Origin of the sequence: Clostridioides sp. ES-S-0010-02, assembly GCA_020641055.1 — a bacterium.
Lineage (GTDB): Bacteria > Bacillota > Clostridia > Peptostreptococcales > Peptostreptococcaceae > Clostridioides.
The window spans coordinates 891,321-910,942 of sequence record CP067345.1; the positions used below are offsets into that span (position 1 = coordinate 891,321).

At 27.6% G+C, this 19,622-nt stretch carries 15 protein-coding genes and 1 pseudogene; all 16 read left to right on the plus strand.

Annotation, left to right across the window (positions count from 1 at the left end):
• Positions 1–54 precede the first annotated feature (54 nt).
• The 16 genes and pseudogenes from JJC01_04450 to JJC01_04525 all read left to right on the plus strand — a co-directional run bounded on the left by JJC01_04450 (position 55) and on the right by JJC01_04525 (position 19,608).
• Positions 55–681 carry a GyrI-like domain-containing protein gene (locus JJC01_04450; GenBank protein UDN59117.1) on the plus strand — a complete coding sequence of 209 codons (627 nt, stop codon included), beginning with the start codon at positions 55–57 and terminating at the stop codon, positions 679–681.
• Positions 682–744: 63 nt separating this feature from the next.
• Positions 745–1,644: a YafY family transcriptional regulator gene (locus tag JJC01_04455; GenBank protein ID UDN59118.1), complete on the plus strand. Its 900-nt coding sequence runs from the start codon at positions 745–747 to the stop codon at positions 1,642–1,644.
• A gap of 341 nt (positions 1,645–1,985) precedes the next feature.
• Positions 1,986–2,615: a hypothetical protein gene (locus JJC01_04460; GenBank protein ID UDN59119.1), complete on the plus strand. Its 630-nt coding sequence runs from the start codon at positions 1,986–1,988 to the stop codon at positions 2,613–2,615.
• On the plus strand, positions 2,616–3,398 hold the full coding sequence (locus tag JJC01_04465) for an ABC transporter permease (GenBank protein ID UDN59120.1): 783 nt from the start codon (positions 2,616–2,618) through the stop codon (positions 3,396–3,398).
• Positions 3,391–4,260, plus strand: a complete 870-nt coding sequence (locus JJC01_04470) for an ABC transporter ATP-binding protein (GenBank protein UDN59121.1) — start codon at positions 3,391–3,393, stop codon at positions 4,258–4,260. The genes JJC01_04465 and JJC01_04470 overlap by 8 nt, the downstream gene beginning before the upstream one ends.
• Positions 4,261–4,291: 31 nt before the next feature.
• Positions 4,292–5,251 (plus strand): NrtA/SsuA/CpmA family ABC transporter substrate-binding protein, encoded by a 960-nt coding sequence (locus JJC01_04475; GenBank protein ID UDN59122.1) that lies wholly within the window; start codon positions 4,292–4,294, stop codon positions 5,249–5,251.
• 519 nt (positions 5,252–5,770) lie between these two features.
• Complete coding sequence (locus tag JJC01_04480) at positions 5,771–6,463, plus strand: response regulator transcription factor (protein ID UDN59123.1); 693 nt, start codon at positions 5,771–5,773, stop codon at positions 6,461–6,463.
• 9 nt (positions 6,464–6,472) lie between these two features.
• Entirely contained in the window at positions 6,473–7,465 is a 993-nt protein-coding gene (locus JJC01_04485; protein ID UDN59124.1) for a sensor histidine kinase, read from the plus strand.
• A 266-nt stretch (positions 7,466–7,731) separates the two neighbouring features.
• Positions 7,732–8,583: an undecaprenyl-diphosphate phosphatase gene (locus JJC01_04490; protein ID UDN59125.1), complete on the plus strand. Its 852-nt coding sequence runs from the start codon at positions 7,732–7,734 to the stop codon at positions 8,581–8,583.
• A 103-nt stretch (positions 8,584–8,686) separates the two neighbouring features.
• Positions 8,687–9,433, plus strand: coding sequence for an ABC transporter ATP-binding protein (locus JJC01_04495; protein ID UDN59126.1), 747 nt, complete (start codon positions 8,687–8,689; stop codon positions 9,431–9,433).
• Positions 9,433–11,349 (plus strand): ABC transporter permease, encoded by a 1,917-nt coding sequence (locus JJC01_04500; protein UDN59127.1) that lies wholly within the window; start codon positions 9,433–9,435, stop codon positions 11,347–11,349. The genes JJC01_04495 and JJC01_04500 overlap by 1 nt, the downstream gene beginning before the upstream one ends.
• Before the next feature lie 271 nt (positions 11,350–11,620).
• Positions 11,621–11,786: pseudogene (locus JJC01_04505) on the plus strand (HTH domain-containing protein).
• Positions 11,787–12,145: 359 nt separating this feature from the next.
• Positions 12,146–12,781, plus strand: coding sequence for a TetR/AcrR family transcriptional regulator (locus JJC01_04510; GenBank protein UDN59128.1), 636 nt, complete (start codon positions 12,146–12,148; stop codon positions 12,779–12,781).
• Positions 12,782–12,941: 160 nt separating this feature from the next.
• Positions 12,942–15,674, plus strand: coding sequence for an EAL domain-containing protein (locus JJC01_04515; protein ID UDN59129.1), 2,733 nt, complete (start codon positions 12,942–12,944; stop codon positions 15,672–15,674).
• Complete coding sequence (locus JJC01_04520; GenBank protein ID UDN60123.1) at positions 15,653–15,883, plus strand: PAS domain-containing protein; 231 nt, start codon at positions 15,653–15,655, stop codon at positions 15,881–15,883. The genes JJC01_04515 and JJC01_04520 overlap by 22 nt, the downstream gene beginning before the upstream one ends.
• A 116-nt stretch (positions 15,884–15,999) precedes the next feature.
• Positions 16,000–19,608 (plus strand): response regulator, encoded by a 3,609-nt coding sequence (locus JJC01_04525; GenBank protein ID UDN59130.1) that lies wholly within the window; start codon positions 16,000–16,002, stop codon positions 19,606–19,608.
• The last annotated feature ends 14 nt before the right edge of the window (positions 19,609–19,622 follow it).

Below are 19,622 nucleotides of genomic sequence, written 5' to 3' on the forward strand. Positions count from 1 at the left end.
CACCTTTAGCATGATAATATCAATGTATAAAATGTATATACGGAGGTATTTTTTATGAAATATGAATGGAGAAAAAAAGATAAAGAGTTATATTTACCTAAGAAGAATCCTGTGATAGTTGAAGTACCAGAGCAGAAATTTATCATGTTAAAAGGCAGTGGAGACCCAAATACTAAAGAATTTACTGAAGCAATAGGAGTACTTTACTCTTTGGCATATGCAATAAAAACTATGCCTCAAAAGGGAATTGTACCAGAAGGGTATTTTGATTATACTGTTTTTCCTTTAGAAGGTATATGGAATAAGGGAGAAAAAAGCAAATGTTCAGATATACTTATTAAAGAAGATTTGATTTATACTATAATGATACGTCAGCCAGATTTTGTTACACAAGACCTGTTAAATAAAGCTATTGATATATTAAAAAAGAAGAAACCACATAATCTTCTTGAAAAAGTTAGATTTGGGTCTATTAATGAAGGTCTATGTGTTCAAATGCTTCATATAGGCTCATATGATGATGAACCAGAAAGCTTTGACATTATGAGTGAATTTTGTAAAAAAAATAAGCTTCTAAGAAAATCTTATATACATCGTGAAATTTATATAAGTGATGCTAGAAAAGTATCTCCTGAGTCATTGAAAACTGTTTTGCGTTTTGAAGTAGAAAGGGAAATGTAAGCATTATATTATGATATTAGATTGCTTTATTTTTATACTATAATAAAGTAATGAGGTGATTATATGAAAAGTAATAGATTATTTGAAATTATTTATATCCTGTTAGATAAGAAAAGAGTAACTGCAAAGGAGTTAGCTGAACACTTTGAAGTATCTAGGCGAACTATTTGTAGAGATATTGAAATATTGTCATCTTCTGGTATTCCAATTTATACTGATAAAGGTAGAAATGGTGGTATAGGTATTTTAGATAATTTTACTTTTGATAAATCTATTTTATCTGAGCAAGAGCAGAAAGAAATTCTAGCATCACTAGAGGGTTTAAATATGCTTAAATATCCAGATATGAATTCTACATTAGCAAAACTTAGAGCCTTGTTTTGTAAATCAGATTTAAATTGGATAACTGTTGATTTTTCTCATTGGTGTAGTAATGATGTAGAAAAAGATAAATTTATAAAGATAAAATCAGCTATATTAGATTGTAATATTATAACTTTTGAGTATATAAATACTTATGGAAAGATAACTAAACGTTGTGTAGAGCCACTTATGCTTTGGTTTAAAGAAAAGTCATGGTATATTAAAGCTTATTGTCGTCAAAAAAATGATTATAGAATTTTTAAGGTCGTAAGGATGAAGAATATCTGTATTTGTGAGCAGACATTTATACGAAGCATACCAATTGAAGTGGGAGAGATAAAAGAAGATAAGAATAAAAATATTATTTTAAAATTGAAAATTTCTAAAGATATAGCATATAGAGTTTATGATGAATTTGATATTGATAATATATTATACGATAACGATGGAAATTTTATTGTAAATGTACAGTATCCTCAAAATGATTGGATTTATGGATATGTGCTCTCTTTTGGAAATCACATTGAAGTATTAGAACCCATAGATGTTAGAGATAAGATTTTACAGATTGTTGATGATATTAAAATAAAATATTTATAATTATTGTAAAAAGTGAAGTATTAATTAGACTTCACTTTTTTAGTTTACTGGTAAAACCCAGTTTGATTTTTGTATAATATGTATATTTTTACATGTGTAACATTGACATCAAATTATCGAAACTAATTATATATTTGTCATTATAAGTAGATTAATAGTAAAATGTATATCTTATTGTTAAAATAAATTGAATGTATTATTTTAATATTGTAAGTAAAAAAGTGAAAAATTGTAAATAAACATTATTTTTTAAAGAAAAAATTAATATATTGACAAAAATAAAGTACTCATTTAAACTAATAGTTGAGAATAATATTCAATATTAAATAATAGGAGGAGCTATGAATAAATATCTTCTAATAAATCCAGTAGCAGAAAAAATGTATGAGGAAAAGTTTAATACTATTAAAGAAACTTTGATAAAAAAAGGGTACATAATGGTTGAATGTGAGGCACAATTAGAATATGTAAAGAATCAGTACAAAGAATATGCAAAAAAGACTGAAAACACGATATTAGATTGTAGATGTCCAGAAAGCATAAATCTTTTAAAAAGAAATAATTTGATAGATGGTTTTGAAGTTCCTATGATAGAACCAATATTAGTAAGGACTTGTAGAGTTTTATACGAAAAATATATTAAGAGTAAAGAGGATATGTTAATAGTAACCTGTCCATGTACACAATTAAGAGATTTTGCTAGTGAAAAATTTAAGTATAAAGATAATGCTCTATTTTATACATGGAAGGAATTTGCTGAAAAAGAAGGTATAAAATCACTTGGAAAAATAGATGAATCTCCAATTCCATTAGGGTATTTTAAGGATTCTTTTGAAAAAGTTCTTGAAGTGTCAAGCGAAGATGAAATATTAAGTAAAATACAAGAAATTAAAAATGGCTCTGAGGATAAGTATGATATAGTAGAAATGTTTTATTGTAAAGATGGATGTAATAATGGAGATGGTTTGTAAATGGGCAATAAAATTAATGATAAACTTTTAAGGTTAATAAAAAGTGTTTTGATATTTTTTATAATTCTTGTATTGTGGAAAATTACAAATTATCTTGGTATTTGGAGTGAATATATATTACCACCACCTGAAAAAGTGTATAGTACATTTTTAAATATGATAAATGATGGTTCAATATTTGTTAATGTATATGCAAGTATGAAAAGAGTTTTGATAGGGTTTGTAATAAGTACAATTATAGGTGTTCCTTTAGGTATATTCTTTGGAATTTATGGTAAAGTTTATGAGTACTTTAAATCATTAATAAATTTTTTGAGAAATACACCACCACTTGCTTTAATACCAATGCTTATATTGTGGTTTGGTATAGGTGAAGAATCAAAAATAATAATTATAATTTTGGCATCTTTTTTCCCAATCTTTACAAGTACATTAAAGGGGATTAGAAATTGTGATTCAAAGTTAATTGAAGTAGGTAGAGTATTTGAATTGTCAAAGCTTCAGATAATATTTAGAATAATTATTCCTAATGCAATTCTCGATATTGCTATTGGTCTAAAGTTAGCACTTGGATATAGTTTTAGAGCAATTATAGGAGCTGAGCTTGTAGCTGCTTCATCTGGTCTTGGATACTTAATATCTGATGGAAAAGAAATGTCTAGGACAGATGTTGTTATTGTAGGAATAATTGTAATTGGACTTCTAGGAATAATTACAGACTATATATTTTCAATTATTGTAAAAAAGGTAAGTAAGGGAAAGATGGTGGAAGCATATGAGTAATACAGTATGTAATTCTGGGTATATAATCAGAAATCTATCTAAAAGTTATAAAGTTGATAATGAAGAACATGTAGTGCTTAGTGATATTTCTTTAGATATAGACAGAAGTCATATAACTGTAATTTTAGGTGAAAGTGGATGTGGGAAGACTACTTTACTTAGGGCAATTGCATCACTTGAAGATATAAATAGTGGTGATATTAGGTTTGTAAAAGATAATAAAGAGTATAAACCTAATGTTGGTTTTGTATTTCAAGAAAGTAGATTGATGCCTTGGCTAAATGTGAGCGAAAACATAGCTTTTCACAATCAACAAAAAAGTAATCTTTTAAATAAAATATTCAATAAATTAAATCACTCAAAAAGTACCATTAATAAAGATAGGCATGATAATAATATTTATTTAAATGAGAAGAACAAAGTAAGTGAATCAAATAAGCAAGACAGTATTGATATAGAAAAATATCTTAAAATGATGAACTTACAGAAGTTTAAAAATTCTTATCCAAATGAGCTTTCAGGAGGTATGGCACAGAGAGTAAGTATAGCTAGAGCACTTTCTTTTAATCCAGATATGTTGTTTATGGACGAGCCTTTTTCAGCACTAGATTATTTTACAAGGATTGATATGCAAAATGAAGTTGTAAGAATACATAAGTCAACCAATAAAGGTGTAATATTTGTAACTCATGATATTGATGAAGCATTAAAGATAGGCAAGAAAATAGTTGTTTTTACAAATGAAAGAAAAATAGAAGAATTTAATATAGAGGATGATTATAATAGAGATTTAACTTCAAATTACTATATTAAATTAAAAAAAGATATTTTAATGACAATGAAATCAAATAAAGGCATTTAAAGAAATTAATAATATTTTAAGGAGTAAAAATATGAAATTAAAAAAACTATTGATAGGTATAACAATATTGACACTTGCGACAGCATCTTTAGCTGGATGTGCAAAAAAGAATGATAGTGAAAATCTTTCAGAAATAAATTTAACTTATGTAAAATCACCACTAAATGTACCTTCTATAATTCAAAAACAGGATGATTTATTTGGGAAAGAATTTAAAAAGAATAATATAAAAGTTAATTTTCATGAAATTACTACAGGACCAGAGCAAACACAGGCTTTAGCTGCTGGAGAAATAGACTTTTTACACGCATTAGGTGGTACATCAGCTTTGATAGCTGCATCTAATGGAGTGGAATTAAAGATACTAAACACTTATAGTAGGTCACCAAAAGGATTTATGATTTTAACAAATAATGATTCAATAAAATCAGCAGCAGATTTAGAAGGTAAGAAAGTAGCAGGACCAAAAGGGACTATATTACATCAAGTATTAATTGCAGCACTTGATAAAGAAGGATTAAGTATGGATGGTGTAGAGTTTGTTAACATGGGTATTCCAGAAGCATCAGCAGCTCTTTCTGATGGTAGTGTTGATGCTGCATTGATTGCTGGACCAGCAGCTCTTAAAGCCATGAAGTCTGGAAGTAAACTTGTAGCAAATGGTGAAGGTTTAGTAGATGGCATAATAGTAACTGCTGTTAGTACGGATTTTGCTGAAAAACATCCAGAGGTAGTTGAAAGATTTATGAAAGTTGAAAAAGAAACTTTAGAATATGTAGATAATAACTTTGATGAAGCTATGGAAAAGGTAGCAAAAGAAGTTGATTTAAGCGTTGAAGAAACTAAAGAATTATATGCTTGGTATGATTTTAGTTTAGATATAACAGACAAAGATATATCTTCTCTTGAGGAGACACAAGACTTCTTAATAAAAAATGGATTACAAGAGAAAAAAGTAAACATAAAAGAATTAATATATAATGCTAAGTAGTAGTGATAATAGTGTTAAAAGTTTAAGTTACCTTATTTAAGGTAACTTTTTCTATTCTATTGATAAAAATATATGCTAATGGTATGTTTATATAGCGAAGAGATATGTTTTAATTTTAAATTATTAGAGTGTTTTTAAATATATAATATATTTATTTACAGATAGAAGAAGATATTTTTATAGTATTTTATATAAGGTATTTTATAATACAATTATATTAATAAAGTTAACAATAATATTTTATTATATATAGATACAAAGATATCATGCTTAATATAGATAGTATACAGGTATAAATGTAATATATAATATTATGTAAATAAGTGTATATCAAACAAAAAATTAGAAAATTATAAGTATAAATATTACCAATATTCGTTAATAAATATTAATATATTGTATTTTGAAATTTAATAAATTGATAGATATCTGAGTAGGTATCTATACTATACATAAAGCCATATGTGAAAGTTATATGAATATATGGTAAATAAGAAAACTAAAATATGGAGGAATTATATGAGTCATAAAATATATATTGTAGAAGATGATATATCAATAAGTACATTACTTAAAGATTATATAGAGAAATATGGATTTGAAGTAATGGTTGAAGAAAACTTTGATAATATAATTACTACATTTGTAAATTTCAAGCCAGACTTAGTGCTTTTAGATGTAAATTTACCAAAATTTGATGGATTCTATTGGTGTAGATGTATTAGACAACAGTCAAATATTCCTATAATTTTTGTATCAGCTAGAGATAGTAATTTAGACCAGATTAGAGCTTTAGAAAGTGGAGCTGATGACTATATAACAAAGCCTTTTTATTATGATGTAGTAATGGCAAAGATAAAAAGTCAGATAAGAAGGGTATATGGTGAATATTCGCCTAAAATAGATGAGAGAATATTAGAACTAGATGGATTAAAATTTTATCCAGAAAGGTTAGAGATAGAGTTAGAGGATAAGACTTTGGTTATCACCAAAAAAGAAGGAATATTACTTGAGTGTCTTATAAAAAAATACCCTAAAGTAGTAAGTAGAGATTATCTATTAGAAAAGATATGGGATGATATTGAGTTTGTAGAGGAAAATACTCTAAATGTAAATGTTAGCAGAATAAGAAAAAGATTTGAGGAGTTAGGTATAAATGATGCTGTTCAAACTGTACGAGGAGTAGGATATAAATTAAATAAAAATTGGTAAGGAGAAAATATGAAATTATTATTTAAAGATTGTAAAGGCTATATTTTTATATATTATTTAGGAATATCTATGACAATTATTTATTGTAGTCTTATGAAATTTATTAGTGTAGAAGAAGCTTTGTATATCTTATTGTTTAGTACTTTTATATTATTATGTTTTTTGGTATATAAATATTATAAAAACAGAGAAGTATATACTATATTTACAAAAGGTATAAGCTCTTTAGATGAATCCTTTTTATATTTAGGGAACTCTTTTTTCGGAGAAAACATATCAGTTATTTTAAAACAACAACATAGATTATATCAATCAATGATTCAAGAACATAAAAAAATACATAGTGAACACTTAACTTTTATCAACCAATGGATTCATCAAATGAAAACTCCAATATCAGTTATAAGTCTTCAACTTCAGGAATATGAAGGTGAAGAAGTTACTGAAAATATAAAAAAAGAGATAGATAGACTTAATAAAGGCTTAAACATGGCCATGTATTTCGCAAGAGTGGATGAATTTCAGAAAGATTTTGTGGTTGAAAAAGCTAATTTGAATGATATCATAGTAGATACTATAAATGAGGAAAAGAGATTATTCATAAAGAATGGTATAATTCCTAAAATACATATAGATAAATCTATTTATATTTATACAGATATAAAATGGATGAAATTTATAATAAATCAGTTAATTACAAATGGAGTTAAATATTCCAAAGATTACAGTAAAGATTTAATTATAAAATCTGAAGAAAATAATAAGTCTATAATTTTAAGTATAATAGACAAAGGTGTTGGAATTGTATCTAAAGATATAAAAAGAGTATTTGACCCATTTTTTACAGGAGAAAATGGACGTAAATTTGGAGAATCCACAGGTATGGGACTCTATTTAGTAAAAAAAGTATGTGACAACTTAGGTCATATGGTCAATATAAAATCAGAAGTTGGGAAAGGAACTGAAGTTTCAATAATATTCAGTAAAGATAATATAAACTAATAAGAGGCTATTTTAAGATGGATTAATATTGTATTTATAATTTAAATATCTTGTTAAAATTAATATGTCCATATATTTTAATGAGATTTATAATTATACAATCTAATTTTAAAATAGTTTATTTTTTGCAAACATTACATAGATGTAATGTTTGTGTAATGTTTGTAGATAGTGAAACTTTCTAATGTCAATTAAAATTAGTATAAGAAATGACATAAGAAAAGAAATTTTAAGAAGATTATATAGTAAAGAAAGGGTGTTTATCAATGAGTTTGGATATCATTTTTATATTAAAATCAATAATAATAGCTATAGTGGAGGGACTTACAGAATTTATTCCAGTATCATCTACAGGTCATATGATTTTGGTGGGAAGTTTGATAGATTTTAAAGGTCAATTTGCTGAAATGTTTGAAGTTGTAATACAACTTGGAGCTATCCTAGCAGTAGTAGTACTTTATTGGAAAAAAATAAAGAATAGTGTTATAGAGTTTTTTAAATTCATATTTACTGGAGGAAAGGAAGGAAAAACTGGATTTAAGTTTGGAATAAATGTTATTGTAGGTTGCATACCATTTGGAATTGTGGGAGTTATATTTTATGATAACATAAAAGCATTGTTTAATTTACAATCTGTAATTGTAGGGTTTATAGTTGGAGGAATTTTATTATTAGTTGTAGAAACTCTATTCAGAAAAAAGAAGCACTCAACAGATAATATAGATAAAATTACTCCGGCACAAGCTTTGAAGATTGGTGTATTACAAGTTTTATCTGCGTGGCCGGGAATGTCAAGAAGTGCATCCACTATTATGGGTGGATGGATAGCAGGGCTTAATTCTCCTACAGCAGCGGAATTTTCTTTTTTCTTAGCTATACCAGCAATGGTAGCTTCTTCAGGACTAGATTTATTTGAATTTGATTATTCAATAATGACACCAACTTTATGGATTGCTTTAATTGTTGGGTTTATAGTAGCTTTTCTTGTGTCTATAGTAGTTATGGAAAAGTTCGTAAATTTTTTAAAGAAAAAACCAATGAGAGTATTTGCTGTATATAGAATAGTGGCAGGTATAGTACTTGCTGTATTAGCTTTTACTAACATAATTAGTATATAAACTAAAATAAATTCAGTCTTTATATAAAATTTCTTTAATTAATATGAGTAGTATTTAATATATACTGCATGTCATTTTATAACTTATAAAGGAGCTATAAATAATGAAAACTTTAATTGTGAGTAATTTGAGCAAGGTATATGGTAAAAAAATGATTTTTAATGCATTAAACAATATAAGTTTTAGTATAGATGATGGAGAATTTGTAGGAATTATGGGACCATCTGGAAGTGGAAAGACCACTCTTTTAAATATGATTTCTACTATAGATAAGCCAACTACAGGAAAAATAGAATTAAAAGGTAAAAATCCATTATCACTAAAAGGTGAAGAACTTGCATTATTTAGACGAAGAGAATTGGGGTTTGTATTTCAAGATTTTAATCTATTGGATACTTTAACTATTGGCGAAAATATAGTATTGCCATTGACATTGGATAAGGTAAGTGTAAAAGCGCAAGATGAGAAGCTAAATGAAGTATCTAAAATTTTAGGTATAGAAGATTTATTAAATAAAAGAACTTTTGAAGTGTCTGGCGGTCAAGCTCAGAGAACTGCTATTGCTAGGGCCTTAATCAATAAACCATCAATACTCTTGGCAGATGAGCCAACAGGTAATTTAGATTCAAAGTCATCCAAGACTGTAATGGAACTATTTCAAAAGATAAATAAAGACAATAAAGTCACTACTATGATGGTAACTCATGACCCATTAGCAGCAAGCTATTGTAATCGTATTTTATTTATAAAGGATGGAGCTATATACAATGAAATATATAAGGAAAATAGTAGAGAACAATTTTATCAAGAAGTAATGGATGTGCTTACATTATTGGGAGGAGATAATTAATGAACATAAAACAATTTGCCATTAATAATATTTCAAGAAATATTAAAGCATATCTAGGATATTTAACAAGTATTGTTATATCCTCGTCACTACTTTTTTCTTTTATTATGTTTACAGGTCATCCAGATTTAGATATATCTCAATTTCCTGACTATTTAAAAGAAGGGCTTAAGATGAGTAAAATAATTGCATATTTGTTTTTATTCTTCTTTGTATTTTATTCAGTGAGTGTTTTTCTTAAAAGTAGATATAAAGAGTTTGGAATACTCTATATTACAGGTATATCAAAACGACAAGTAATGAAATTGGTTCTTATAGAAAATATAGTAATAAATATAGTATCTTCTGTAATTGGAATAATAGTAGGTTTAATTTTTTCAAAGGTATTTTTAGTAGTTATGTCTACCTTTTTAGAATTATCACCTCTAAACTTTTATATACCATTAAATGCAATGTTTTCCACTTTAATTTATTTTATGGTTTTAGCTATATTAACATCTATATTTACTTCTTTTATAATTAAAGAAAATCAAGTATTGAGGTTACTTAAAGGTACAAAAACTCCAAAACCAGAGCCTAAAACATCACTAATACTTGCTATATTAAGTATTTGCCTGTTTGTAATAGCATATTATAGTGCTGTTACATCAACTGACCAGTATACAACTTATTTACGATTAGTTCCAGTTACATCTCTTACTATAGTAGCAACTTATTTATTCTTTTCTCAATTTAGTGTGTACTTTATAAAAAAATTGAAGATGAAGAAAAGTTTTTATAGAAGAAATACAAATATGCTTTGGATTTCAAATTTAATTTATAAGGTAAAGGATAATGCTAGGATATTCTTTTTGATAACTATAACTTCTGCAGTGGCATTCACTGCTATAGGTACAGTTTACTCATTTTGGAAAGATGTAAAACGTCAAATTAATTTAATATACCCTAACACAATATATTATTCAACAATGACTCTGCATAATGACACTAATAAACCTGATAGTAAAGAGAAAGATAAGGAAAGAATGAGTTTTATAGAAAGTAAGTTAAAAAAAGAAGGTATAGATTATGAAAGAGTTAATGGTGAGTTTAAAACTGTATTTCCTAAGAAAAGTGATTTTAATGTAAGAATAATTAAAGAATCCAAGTACTTAGAAATTACGAAGAGTATAGGGGTTAAGCCTATAAATTTTGAAGATAATGAATGTATATCATTATTTTCATCAGGACTACCTGGTAATAAAAAGGGAAAAGAAAATGTCATTATAGGGAATATAAGCTTAAGAGTGGCAAAACAGGTAGATGAATGTGTTATGCCAGCATATTATAAAAATATGTATGTGGTAAAGGATAATTTTTATGATAGTATAAAATCAAAATTTATAGTAGATAGATTCTCAGCATTTGAAGTAAAAGATTCAAGTGAAACTATAGATGTATGTAAACAATTCGAAGATAAATTTGATAATGAGTCTGGAATGCAACCATATTTGTTTTTCTCCAAAGAATTAATGATAGAAACTGGTAAACTAACATATTCTACATTTATGTTTTTAGCAATATTTATAGGTTTAATTTTCTTTGTTACTACAAGCAGTTTCTTATATAATAAGTTTTATATGGATTGTCAAGTTGACAAGAAAAAGTATGAACAGTTAAATAAATTGGGGATGACATATAAGGAGATTAAGAGAGCTTCAACCATTGAGATTGGGATTGTGTTTTTGTTACCTTATGTAGTAGCTGTTATACATTCGATATTTGCACTTACTGCACTGAAAAATTCATTTGATATAGAGGTTGCGTCATCTGCGATTTTAGTAATGGGAAGCTTGTTTATAGTTCAAATAGTGTATTTCTTACTTGTAAGAAATAGTTATTTAAAAGAGATAAGATTAAATTTAGTCAATTTTTAATGGATATAATTAACTAATAACAAAAAGGTTTAAAATTAATTAATATTACTGAAATTATAAATGTTTATTTTTTCAGTAATATTTTTTATTGTATTAATTATTAAGATTCTATACGAATATGACATAATAAATGTCAAAATTATAAAAATATTCTACTTATATAAAGTATAAAGAGGTTATATGCACATATCTGTAGAAATAAATAATATAAAATATTAATTAATGTTATTAGGGGGTGTTATTTATTAGTAAATTAGCTAATGCATTGAGAATGATGATATTAATTCAAAGTAGAGGTAAAATGAAATGCAAAGAGTTAGCAGAAGAGTTGGAAGTAAGTGAAAGGCAAATAAAAAGTTAGATTATTAGATAATGAAGTTTCAATTCTAGATATGATAAATTCACAACTAAAGTATAATAATGATATTTATAAAAATCATGGATAGTAAAGATAAACAACTGAAACCAGCATATAATATATAGTTTGCTTAAGTTCAGTATAATAAGCAACCAACACTACAACATTAATAATATTTTTAGCTCTATTTGTTAAGTATGTTTTTGTTTATAATAGAGACTTTATGTAAAGTAATTAAAAATATACTTGTTAATACAAGTAAAAAGGAGTTATCACAGAATAAATTTAATTTGCTTATACAACATTCATCCAAAATTTTTTACTTACTAAAATTTAATAATAGTAAATTTTAGTAAATTATTGACTTTTATAGAAATTTACAATATCATGAGTTAAGTATAGTTATATTTATGCATATTGTTGGAAAGGAGGGTTTTAATGGCTAATGAAGAAATCCGTGAGGAAAATATAAAAAAAGTATTAAATTGTGCTATTGAATGCTTTAAAATTCATGGTCTGGAAGCAACTACAGTTACAATGGTCGCAAAAAAAGTTGGTCTTACAACTCGTTCTCTCCAAAGATACTTTGGTAACAAAAATAATTTGGTGATGCAGGCTATGGCCTTATTGCTAAATCAATCATATATTGAAATTAAAAATTCTTTTGAGAGTAAAGAATTTTTATCTAAAACAGGCTTTGAACAAATAATAGAAATCCTAAAAATAAGAGCAGAACATGTTAAAAAGCATTTTGAAGTTACAATCAACCTTACTGAGTTAGAAGTGTATTTTTCTAAAAATAATTTAAATCTAGAAATATTTAGAAATTACATGGGAGGTTCTGGATATGTGGATATTGCATTGTCTAAATCTCTTGATCTTGCTTTAAATGATTCATCTATTAGAAGTGATATAGATAAAATTGCTGCTATTGATGTTCTATCAACAACATATAAGGGTTTGTTGCAAAGAATAGCTTTTTTATATAACAATAAAGAAATAAAAAATGAAGTAAGCCCTGATAGATTAATAGATTCATTTATCAAAGTTATAACTTTATATTTAAAAGGCTAACACTGTATGATGGTGATATGGTGTTTTTTTATAAGTAATCCTGTCGCATATAAGGACATATACGAATAAGAAAAAAGAAAAGATGCAATCAAAAGAATTTAACATTATTTTATGTTGATATGACATTTTTAAAAAACAATACTAAAAGGAGATATATAGTATGAAAAATTTGAATCCATGTTTAAATGGAGAAAATATTATTATACCTGCTCTTAAAAATATCCTTATTGTTGATGATAATAAGGTCAATCGACAAATACTCAATAAAATTTTGAGTAGCCAATACAACATAATTGAAGCAGAAAATGGAGAAGTTGCATTATCTATTCTGCATCAAAATCATGAAAATATATCTGTAGTTTTGCTTGATATTATTATGCCTGTTTTAAATGGTTATGAGTTACTTAAACGAATGCATGAGGACATTTTTTTGTCTAAAATTCCTACTATTGTAACAAGTGGTCAAAATAGTGAAGATGCTGAGATTAAAGCCTTATCTTTAGGTGCAAATGATTATATCATTAAGCCATATAAACCAGAGATTATCAAGCAGCGTGTCTCTAACACAATATATCTTAGAGAAACATCTGCATTTATAAACTTAGTACAAAACGATTCGTTGACTAGCACATTTAGCAAAGAATATTTTTATATGTGTGTTGCAGAAACACTTCAAAGCAATCCACAAAAACAATACGATCTCATTTGTTTAGATATTGAACGATTCAAGCTGGTTAATGATATGTATGGTATTAAAGTCGGTGATGATCTGTTAAAGCATGTTGGAAAGACGCTCATTAGTATTGTCAATGAATATGGTATTTGTGGACGTATAGCAGCAGACGAATTTATTTGTTTAGTTCCTCATTGTGAAGAATATCAAAATGAATATTTTAAAAATATAACTGAAATGATTAATGGTTTTTCTGATACAATAAAAATAAATTTAATTTTACGTTATGGAATTTACTGTATTGAAGATAGATCTACTCCTATCAATATTATGTGTGACAGAGCTAACCTAGCAAAAGAATCTATAAAAGGTAAATACGATACTTATTTTGCTTATTATGATGATAATATCAGACAAAAACTTTTAGATGAACAAATGATTGTTTCAGATATGAAAAATGCTTTGATAGAAAATCAATTCAAGGTATATTTTCAGCCTAAATATGATTTAAAGACACAAGAAATTGTAGGAGCTGAGGCATTAGTTCGCTGGATTCATCCTACCAAAGGTTTTATGCTTCCTAGTAATTTTATTCCCATTTTCGAAAAAAATGGATTTATTACTGATCTTGATATTTATGTATGGGATCAATGTTGTCAAAAGATAAGAGCATGGATAGATCGGGGATACACTTCAATTCCAATTTCCATTAATGTATCTCGTGCTGACATTTATAATCCTAGTATAGTAGAAATTTTGATTTCTATGATTCAAAAATATAAGCTTAGTCCCAAAAATCTACATTTGGAAATCACAGAAACTGCTTATACTGAAAATCCAGAACAACTGATTGAAGTAGTATTAAAACTGAAAAAGATAGGATTTATTATTGAGATGGATGATTTTGGAACAGGTTATTCCTCACTTAATATGCTCTCTGAGCTTCCAATTGATGTTTTAAAACTAGATATGCGATTTATTAAAAGAGAAGAAAAGAAAAATAATGACAGAAGTATTTTAAGTTTTATTATAAGTCTTGCAAAATGGATGGATTTAAAGGTTATAGCAGAAGGTGTAGAAACTGAAGTTCAAGTACAGCTTTTAAAAGCATTGAACTGTGAGTATGCACAAGGGTATTATTACTCAAAGCCACTGCCACAGGAACAGTTTGAACAACATTTATTAAAATCTCATATACAAGTAGTGAATAAAAATAAAAAAGAATGTCAACATTTTGTTAAGAATTTTAAAGATAAAAAAAATATTATGCTTGTTTTAGATCCTGATTCTGTTGATTTTTCAAGGCTTAAAAAAGATTATAAATATCAATTTTTTGTAGAACATGTACATAGAGCATCTGATGCCATAGACTTTATTATCGAATTAGAAGAAAAAATTTCAGTTCTTATAGTAAGTATTTCTAAATATATCAGGCCTAAGCAAATGTTGCAAATACTTGATGTCTGCAAGAAAATCAATGTTACAGTAATCGTATTGTATGATAAGATATATGATAAAAAAAATAAAATCCTAAACATGGATATATATGACTATGTTGAAAGGCCATATGATTTACTACAGTTAAATCTACGTATTCAAAATGCTATTGCATTTGCTAAAATGAAAAAATTTGAATATGAAAAAGAAGTTAACTCAACTATTATAGAAATGAGAAAACGTGCTGAACATGATGCGTTGACAGGTCTATTAAACCGTGCTGAATATGAAGTACGAATTGATAATTTTTTTCATAATAATTACAATCCAAGTGGTATTTTTGTAATATTAGATATAGACAATTTCAAGTCTATTAATGATACCTATGGACATGTAGTTGGCGATAAGGTATTATACATGGTTGCTGAAATGATAAAACATATTTTTCCAGAAACAGATATCATTGGACGCATTGGTGGCGATGAATTTTCCTTGTTTATTCCCTATACCATTCCATTTTTGCAATTGCAGGAAAAGATGATTCACATATGTAAACCTAATAATTTAGATGTCAATAATATCACTATTTCTTGTTCGGCAGGCGTTTGCCTTACTCCTGATTATGGTATTAATCGTAAAGAACTTTATAAAAATGCAGATATTGCACTTCTATTAGCAAAGCGACATGGTAAAAGCAAATTTGAAATATTTAGTCAAGGTATGAAATTGCCAACACCTTCTTCTCTTGAAAACAAGAGCAAATACTTGCTGACAATGTTTTAGATGTTATATTTGCTTGTGATGCTATAAACAATAAAGTCATTTATATCAATGAAACAGCGTGTAAACTGATTGGAAAAGATAAAGAGAGTTTTATAGGTCAAAAATGTTACCAATTATTTTGCTATCAATATTGCAACTGTGATATTGTGAATATCTTAATCAAAGGTTTGATTTTTATGAGGAAATTAGAACTATTATCACACTTATGAATATACCAAAGAATAAAAATTATAAAAGAGAAATATAAGCTTGGTATATGAATTTCAATTTGAGAAATCAGATATAATAGATTTGTTTAAAGAATTGTCTAAGGAGATAAAATGGTATGAATATAGAAGAGGAAAAAAATAACTTAATAGATGATAGTCAATATCAACTTGAACTATATCGTTCATCAAGCTTGGGTGGAGTTTATACTGTCAAAATGGATGATAAGTTTACTTTATTATATGGAAATGACCTGTACTTTCAGCTACATGGATATCAGAAGGAAAAATTACTAAATAAAAGCTGTACCATTTTTATTCATCCAGAAGACCTTAAAAATGTGCAAGAGGCTCTTTTTAAGGCAAAGAAAGCGAATAGTAAAACAGCTGAATGGGAAATGCGTATTTTGACTGGTGATGGAAAAATTAAGCATACACTTGTAAGTGGACGTTTTAATATTCGAAATTATGAGAAAGTATTTGATGGCTACATTACTGATATCACAAAGCAAAAACAAATGGAGGAGAAGATATTACAGTTAACCGAAATTGAAACAGATCTACGTAAGCAAATAGATCTTTATCGTACTACAGATCTTGGTGGTGTTTTCACTGTAGTAGTAGATGAAAATTTCACACTACTTTATGGAAATGATAAGTACTATAAAATACATGAATATACAAAAGAGAGCATGCTAGAACGTATTCACAATCATTGTTCAGAATATGTTCATCCTTATGACTTACCTATAGTGCATGAGATTATTCACACTGCATTAAACTCTGGGAAAGATTACGTGGAGTGGGACATGCGTGTTATAACTGGCAATGGAAATATTCGATATATTCTTTGTAGTGGTGTATTTGATAATAAAGATGGAGTAACTCTTATGAATGGTGTAGTAATGGATATTACCAAACAAAAAAGGATCGAACAAGCATTGCGTGAGAGTGAAGAGAAATTTAGGATTGCAACTGAAAATTCTGATGTAGCGTTTTGGTCATACAATTTTGAGAAAAAAGAAATTTTCCAAACACAATCATCAAAATTTATGCATGGATATGACAACATTGTAAAAAATGTGCCTGAATCACTAGTTGAAGAGGGCTATATTCGTAGCGATTCTATCAAAGAATATTTAGAAATGTACTATAAAATGAGAAATGGAGCCAAAACTGTTTCTGGTGAATTTTGGATGAAGAATTTAGATACTAATGGATGGTGGTGTGAACATATAGACTATACTACTGTTTTTGATGAAACTGGAAAACCAGTTTATGCCCACGCCATAGGTAAAGATGTTACCACTAAAAAACTTGCAGAAAGTCGCTATAATGAGGAAATTTCATACAAAAATGCACTTATATCTGAAGATATAGTTGCAAGTATGCGTGTTGACCTTACATCTGGTTTGGTAGAGGAAGTCGATTCACCATATGAGGAAATAATTGAAAATTATTTTGGAAAAAACTATAGTGAGTGTGTTGCTATCTTGTCTGATTTACTTATTAATGATGAACAGAAAAACGATTTTTTATCATCAATGCAGACAGATATTTTGGTTGAAGATTTTAAAAATGGAGAGACCAAAAAAAATTTCCATGTACAACGTAAAATGCCAGATAATACATATCGTTGGGTGTCTACTACCATTAAACTCTTTCAAAAACCAAATAGTGACCATATTGTTGGTTTTCTATATAGTTATGATATTAATAATGAAATACTATTTCATCAAATTATGGATCTAATTTCACATACCAACTATGATTTTGTAGGTTACATCAATGCGATTAATGCTAGTTATATTTTATTCGCTGATAATGGTAAAAAAGTTTTATCCAAGAACACGAAAAAAAGTTATGAAAGTACTATTTCTGAATACTTTTCAAAATATTTAGATAGAAAACAGCATGATGAAATAATAAATAAACTATTACTTTCTGTTGTTACAAAAGAACTAGAGACTAAAAATGTTTATACTATTGAATATACTATTAAGGTTGAAAATGGTGTAGAGAAAAGAAAACAATTAAAATTTGCCTATATTGATAAACAAGCACAAACGCTTTTTTACACGCAAAGTGACATTACTGAGATTATAAATAATGAAAAGAAGCATCAAGAAATTCTTCATGATGCTTTGGTAGCAGCAAAACAGGCAAATAAAGCAAAAACTGAATTTTTATCCCATATGAGCCATGAAATACGCACTCCTATGAATGCAATTATTGGTATGTCTACATTGGCTGCACAGGTTGTCAATGATACTGAACAGGTTTCTGATTGTTTATCTAAGATAGGTATTTCAGCACGTTTTCTACTGTCATTGATTAATGATATTCTGGATATGAGTCGTATTGAAAGTGGTAAGCTTTCTGTAAAACAAGAAAAAATACCATTTGAAGAATTTATAAATGGTATTAACGCCATAAGCTATACGCAGGCACAAGATAAAGGTGTTGATTATGATGCTATTGTTACAAGCTTTACCGAAAATTACTATATTGGTGATGCCATGAAACTTCAACAGGTATTGGTTAATATTATCAGTAATGCAATCAAATTTACACCAAAAGGTGGTAAAGTACAGTTTATTATAAGTCAAGAAAAACAAACCAAGGATTTTGCAAACATGAAATTTATTATTAATGACACAGGTGTAGGTATTAGTGAAGATTTTATCAATCATATTTTTGAGCCATTTACACAACAGCATATGGGTTCTACAGCCATGTATGGTGGAACTGGATTAGGTCTTGCTATTTGCAAACACCTTGTAGAACTAATGGGTGGAGAAATCAGTGTAAATAGTATTGAGGGAGTTGGTAGTGAATTTGTAATTGAACTAAAGTTAGGAGTGAGCGAAGAGAGTCATAAAAAATCCATAAAAAAATCTCAAGTTCACTTTAATAAAATGAAGGCACTTATTGTAGATGATGATATTATCATCTGTCGACATACAGAGCAAATTTTAGAAGATATGGGTTTAAAAGCAGATTATGTAGATTCAGGGATGAGTGCCATTAAACGAGTGCAAGAACTTTGGAATAAAGATGTATATTATGATATTATATTAGTTGACTGGAAGATGCCTAATATGGATGGGATTGAGACAACTCGCGCATTAAGAAAAATTGTAGGTCAAAATGTTACTATAATCATCATGACAGCTTATGATTGGCTTTCAATAGAAAAAGAAGCAAAAAGTGCAGGAGTTAATATGCTGATTAGTAAGCCATTATTTCGTGATTCTATTTCATCTGCATTTGAAAAAATATATATGAAAAAAGATGAAGAAATTGTGCCACCAAATGAATGTGTATATGATTTTACTGGTAAACGAGTATTGCTTGTAGAAGATCATATGCTAAATATTGAGGTAGCCAAACGATTACTTAATTCTAAAAATTTAGAAGTTGATGTTGCAGAAAACGGATTGCTTGGTATTGAGGCATTTGCTTCTGCACCAGCAGGATACTATGATGCTATCCTTATGGATATACGTATGCCAGTTATGGATGGACTTTTAGCTGCAAAATCTATTCGTCAAATGCGTAAGAAAAATGCAGCAACTATTCCTATAATTGCCATGACTGCTAATGCTTTTGATGAAGATATAGAGAAAACAAAGGAAGCAGGAATGAATGCCCATATTGCTAAACCTGTAGAGCCAAAGAAATTATTCAGTACCATAAATAATTTCTTTTCTTGTGAGAATAAATAATAAATTGAGAGTTA

Excerpts from the sequence above, each read along its gene's own strand:
- JJC01_04475 (UDN59122.1), top strand. The coding sequence starts at position 4,292 with ATGAAATTAAAAAAACTATTGATAGGTATAACAATATTGACACTTGCG.
- JJC01_04515 (UDN59129.1), top strand. The coding sequence starts at position 12,942 with ATGAAAAATTTGAATCCATGTTTAAATGGAGAAAATATTATTATACCT.
- JJC01_04465 (UDN59120.1), top strand. The coding sequence starts at position 2,616 with ATGGGCAATAAAATTAATGATAAACTTTTAAGGTTAATAAAAAGTGTT.
- JJC01_04480 (UDN59123.1), top strand. The coding sequence starts at position 5,771 with ATGAGTCATAAAATATATATTGTAGAAGATGATATATCAATAAGTACA.
- JJC01_04455 (UDN59118.1), top strand. The coding sequence starts at position 745 with ATGAAAAGTAATAGATTATTTGAAATTATTTATATCCTGTTAGATAAG.
- JJC01_04450 (UDN59117.1), top strand. The coding sequence starts at position 55 with ATGAAATATGAATGGAGAAAAAAAGATAAAGAGTTATATTTACCTAAG.
- JJC01_04470 (UDN59121.1), top strand. The coding sequence starts at position 3,391 with ATGAGTAATACAGTATGTAATTCTGGGTATATAATCAGAAATCTATCT.
- JJC01_04525 (UDN59130.1), top strand. The coding sequence starts at position 16,000 with ATGAATATAGAAGAGGAAAAAAATAACTTAATAGATGATAGTCAATAT.
- JJC01_04485 (UDN59124.1), top strand. The coding sequence starts at position 6,473 with ATGAAATTATTATTTAAAGATTGTAAAGGCTATATTTTTATATATTAT.
- JJC01_04510 (UDN59128.1), top strand. The coding sequence starts at position 12,146 with ATGGCTAATGAAGAAATCCGTGAGGAAAATATAAAAAAAGTATTAAAT.
- JJC01_04490 (UDN59125.1), top strand. The coding sequence starts at position 7,732 with ATGAGTTTGGATATCATTTTTATATTAAAATCAATAATAATAGCTATA.
- JJC01_04500 (UDN59127.1), top strand. The coding sequence starts at position 9,433 with ATGAACATAAAACAATTTGCCATTAATAATATTTCAAGAAATATTAAA.
- JJC01_04495 (UDN59126.1), top strand. The coding sequence starts at position 8,687 with ATGAAAACTTTAATTGTGAGTAATTTGAGCAAGGTATATGGTAAAAAA.
- JJC01_04460 (UDN59119.1), top strand. The coding sequence starts at position 1,986 with ATGAATAAATATCTTCTAATAAATCCAGTAGCAGAAAAAATGTATGAG.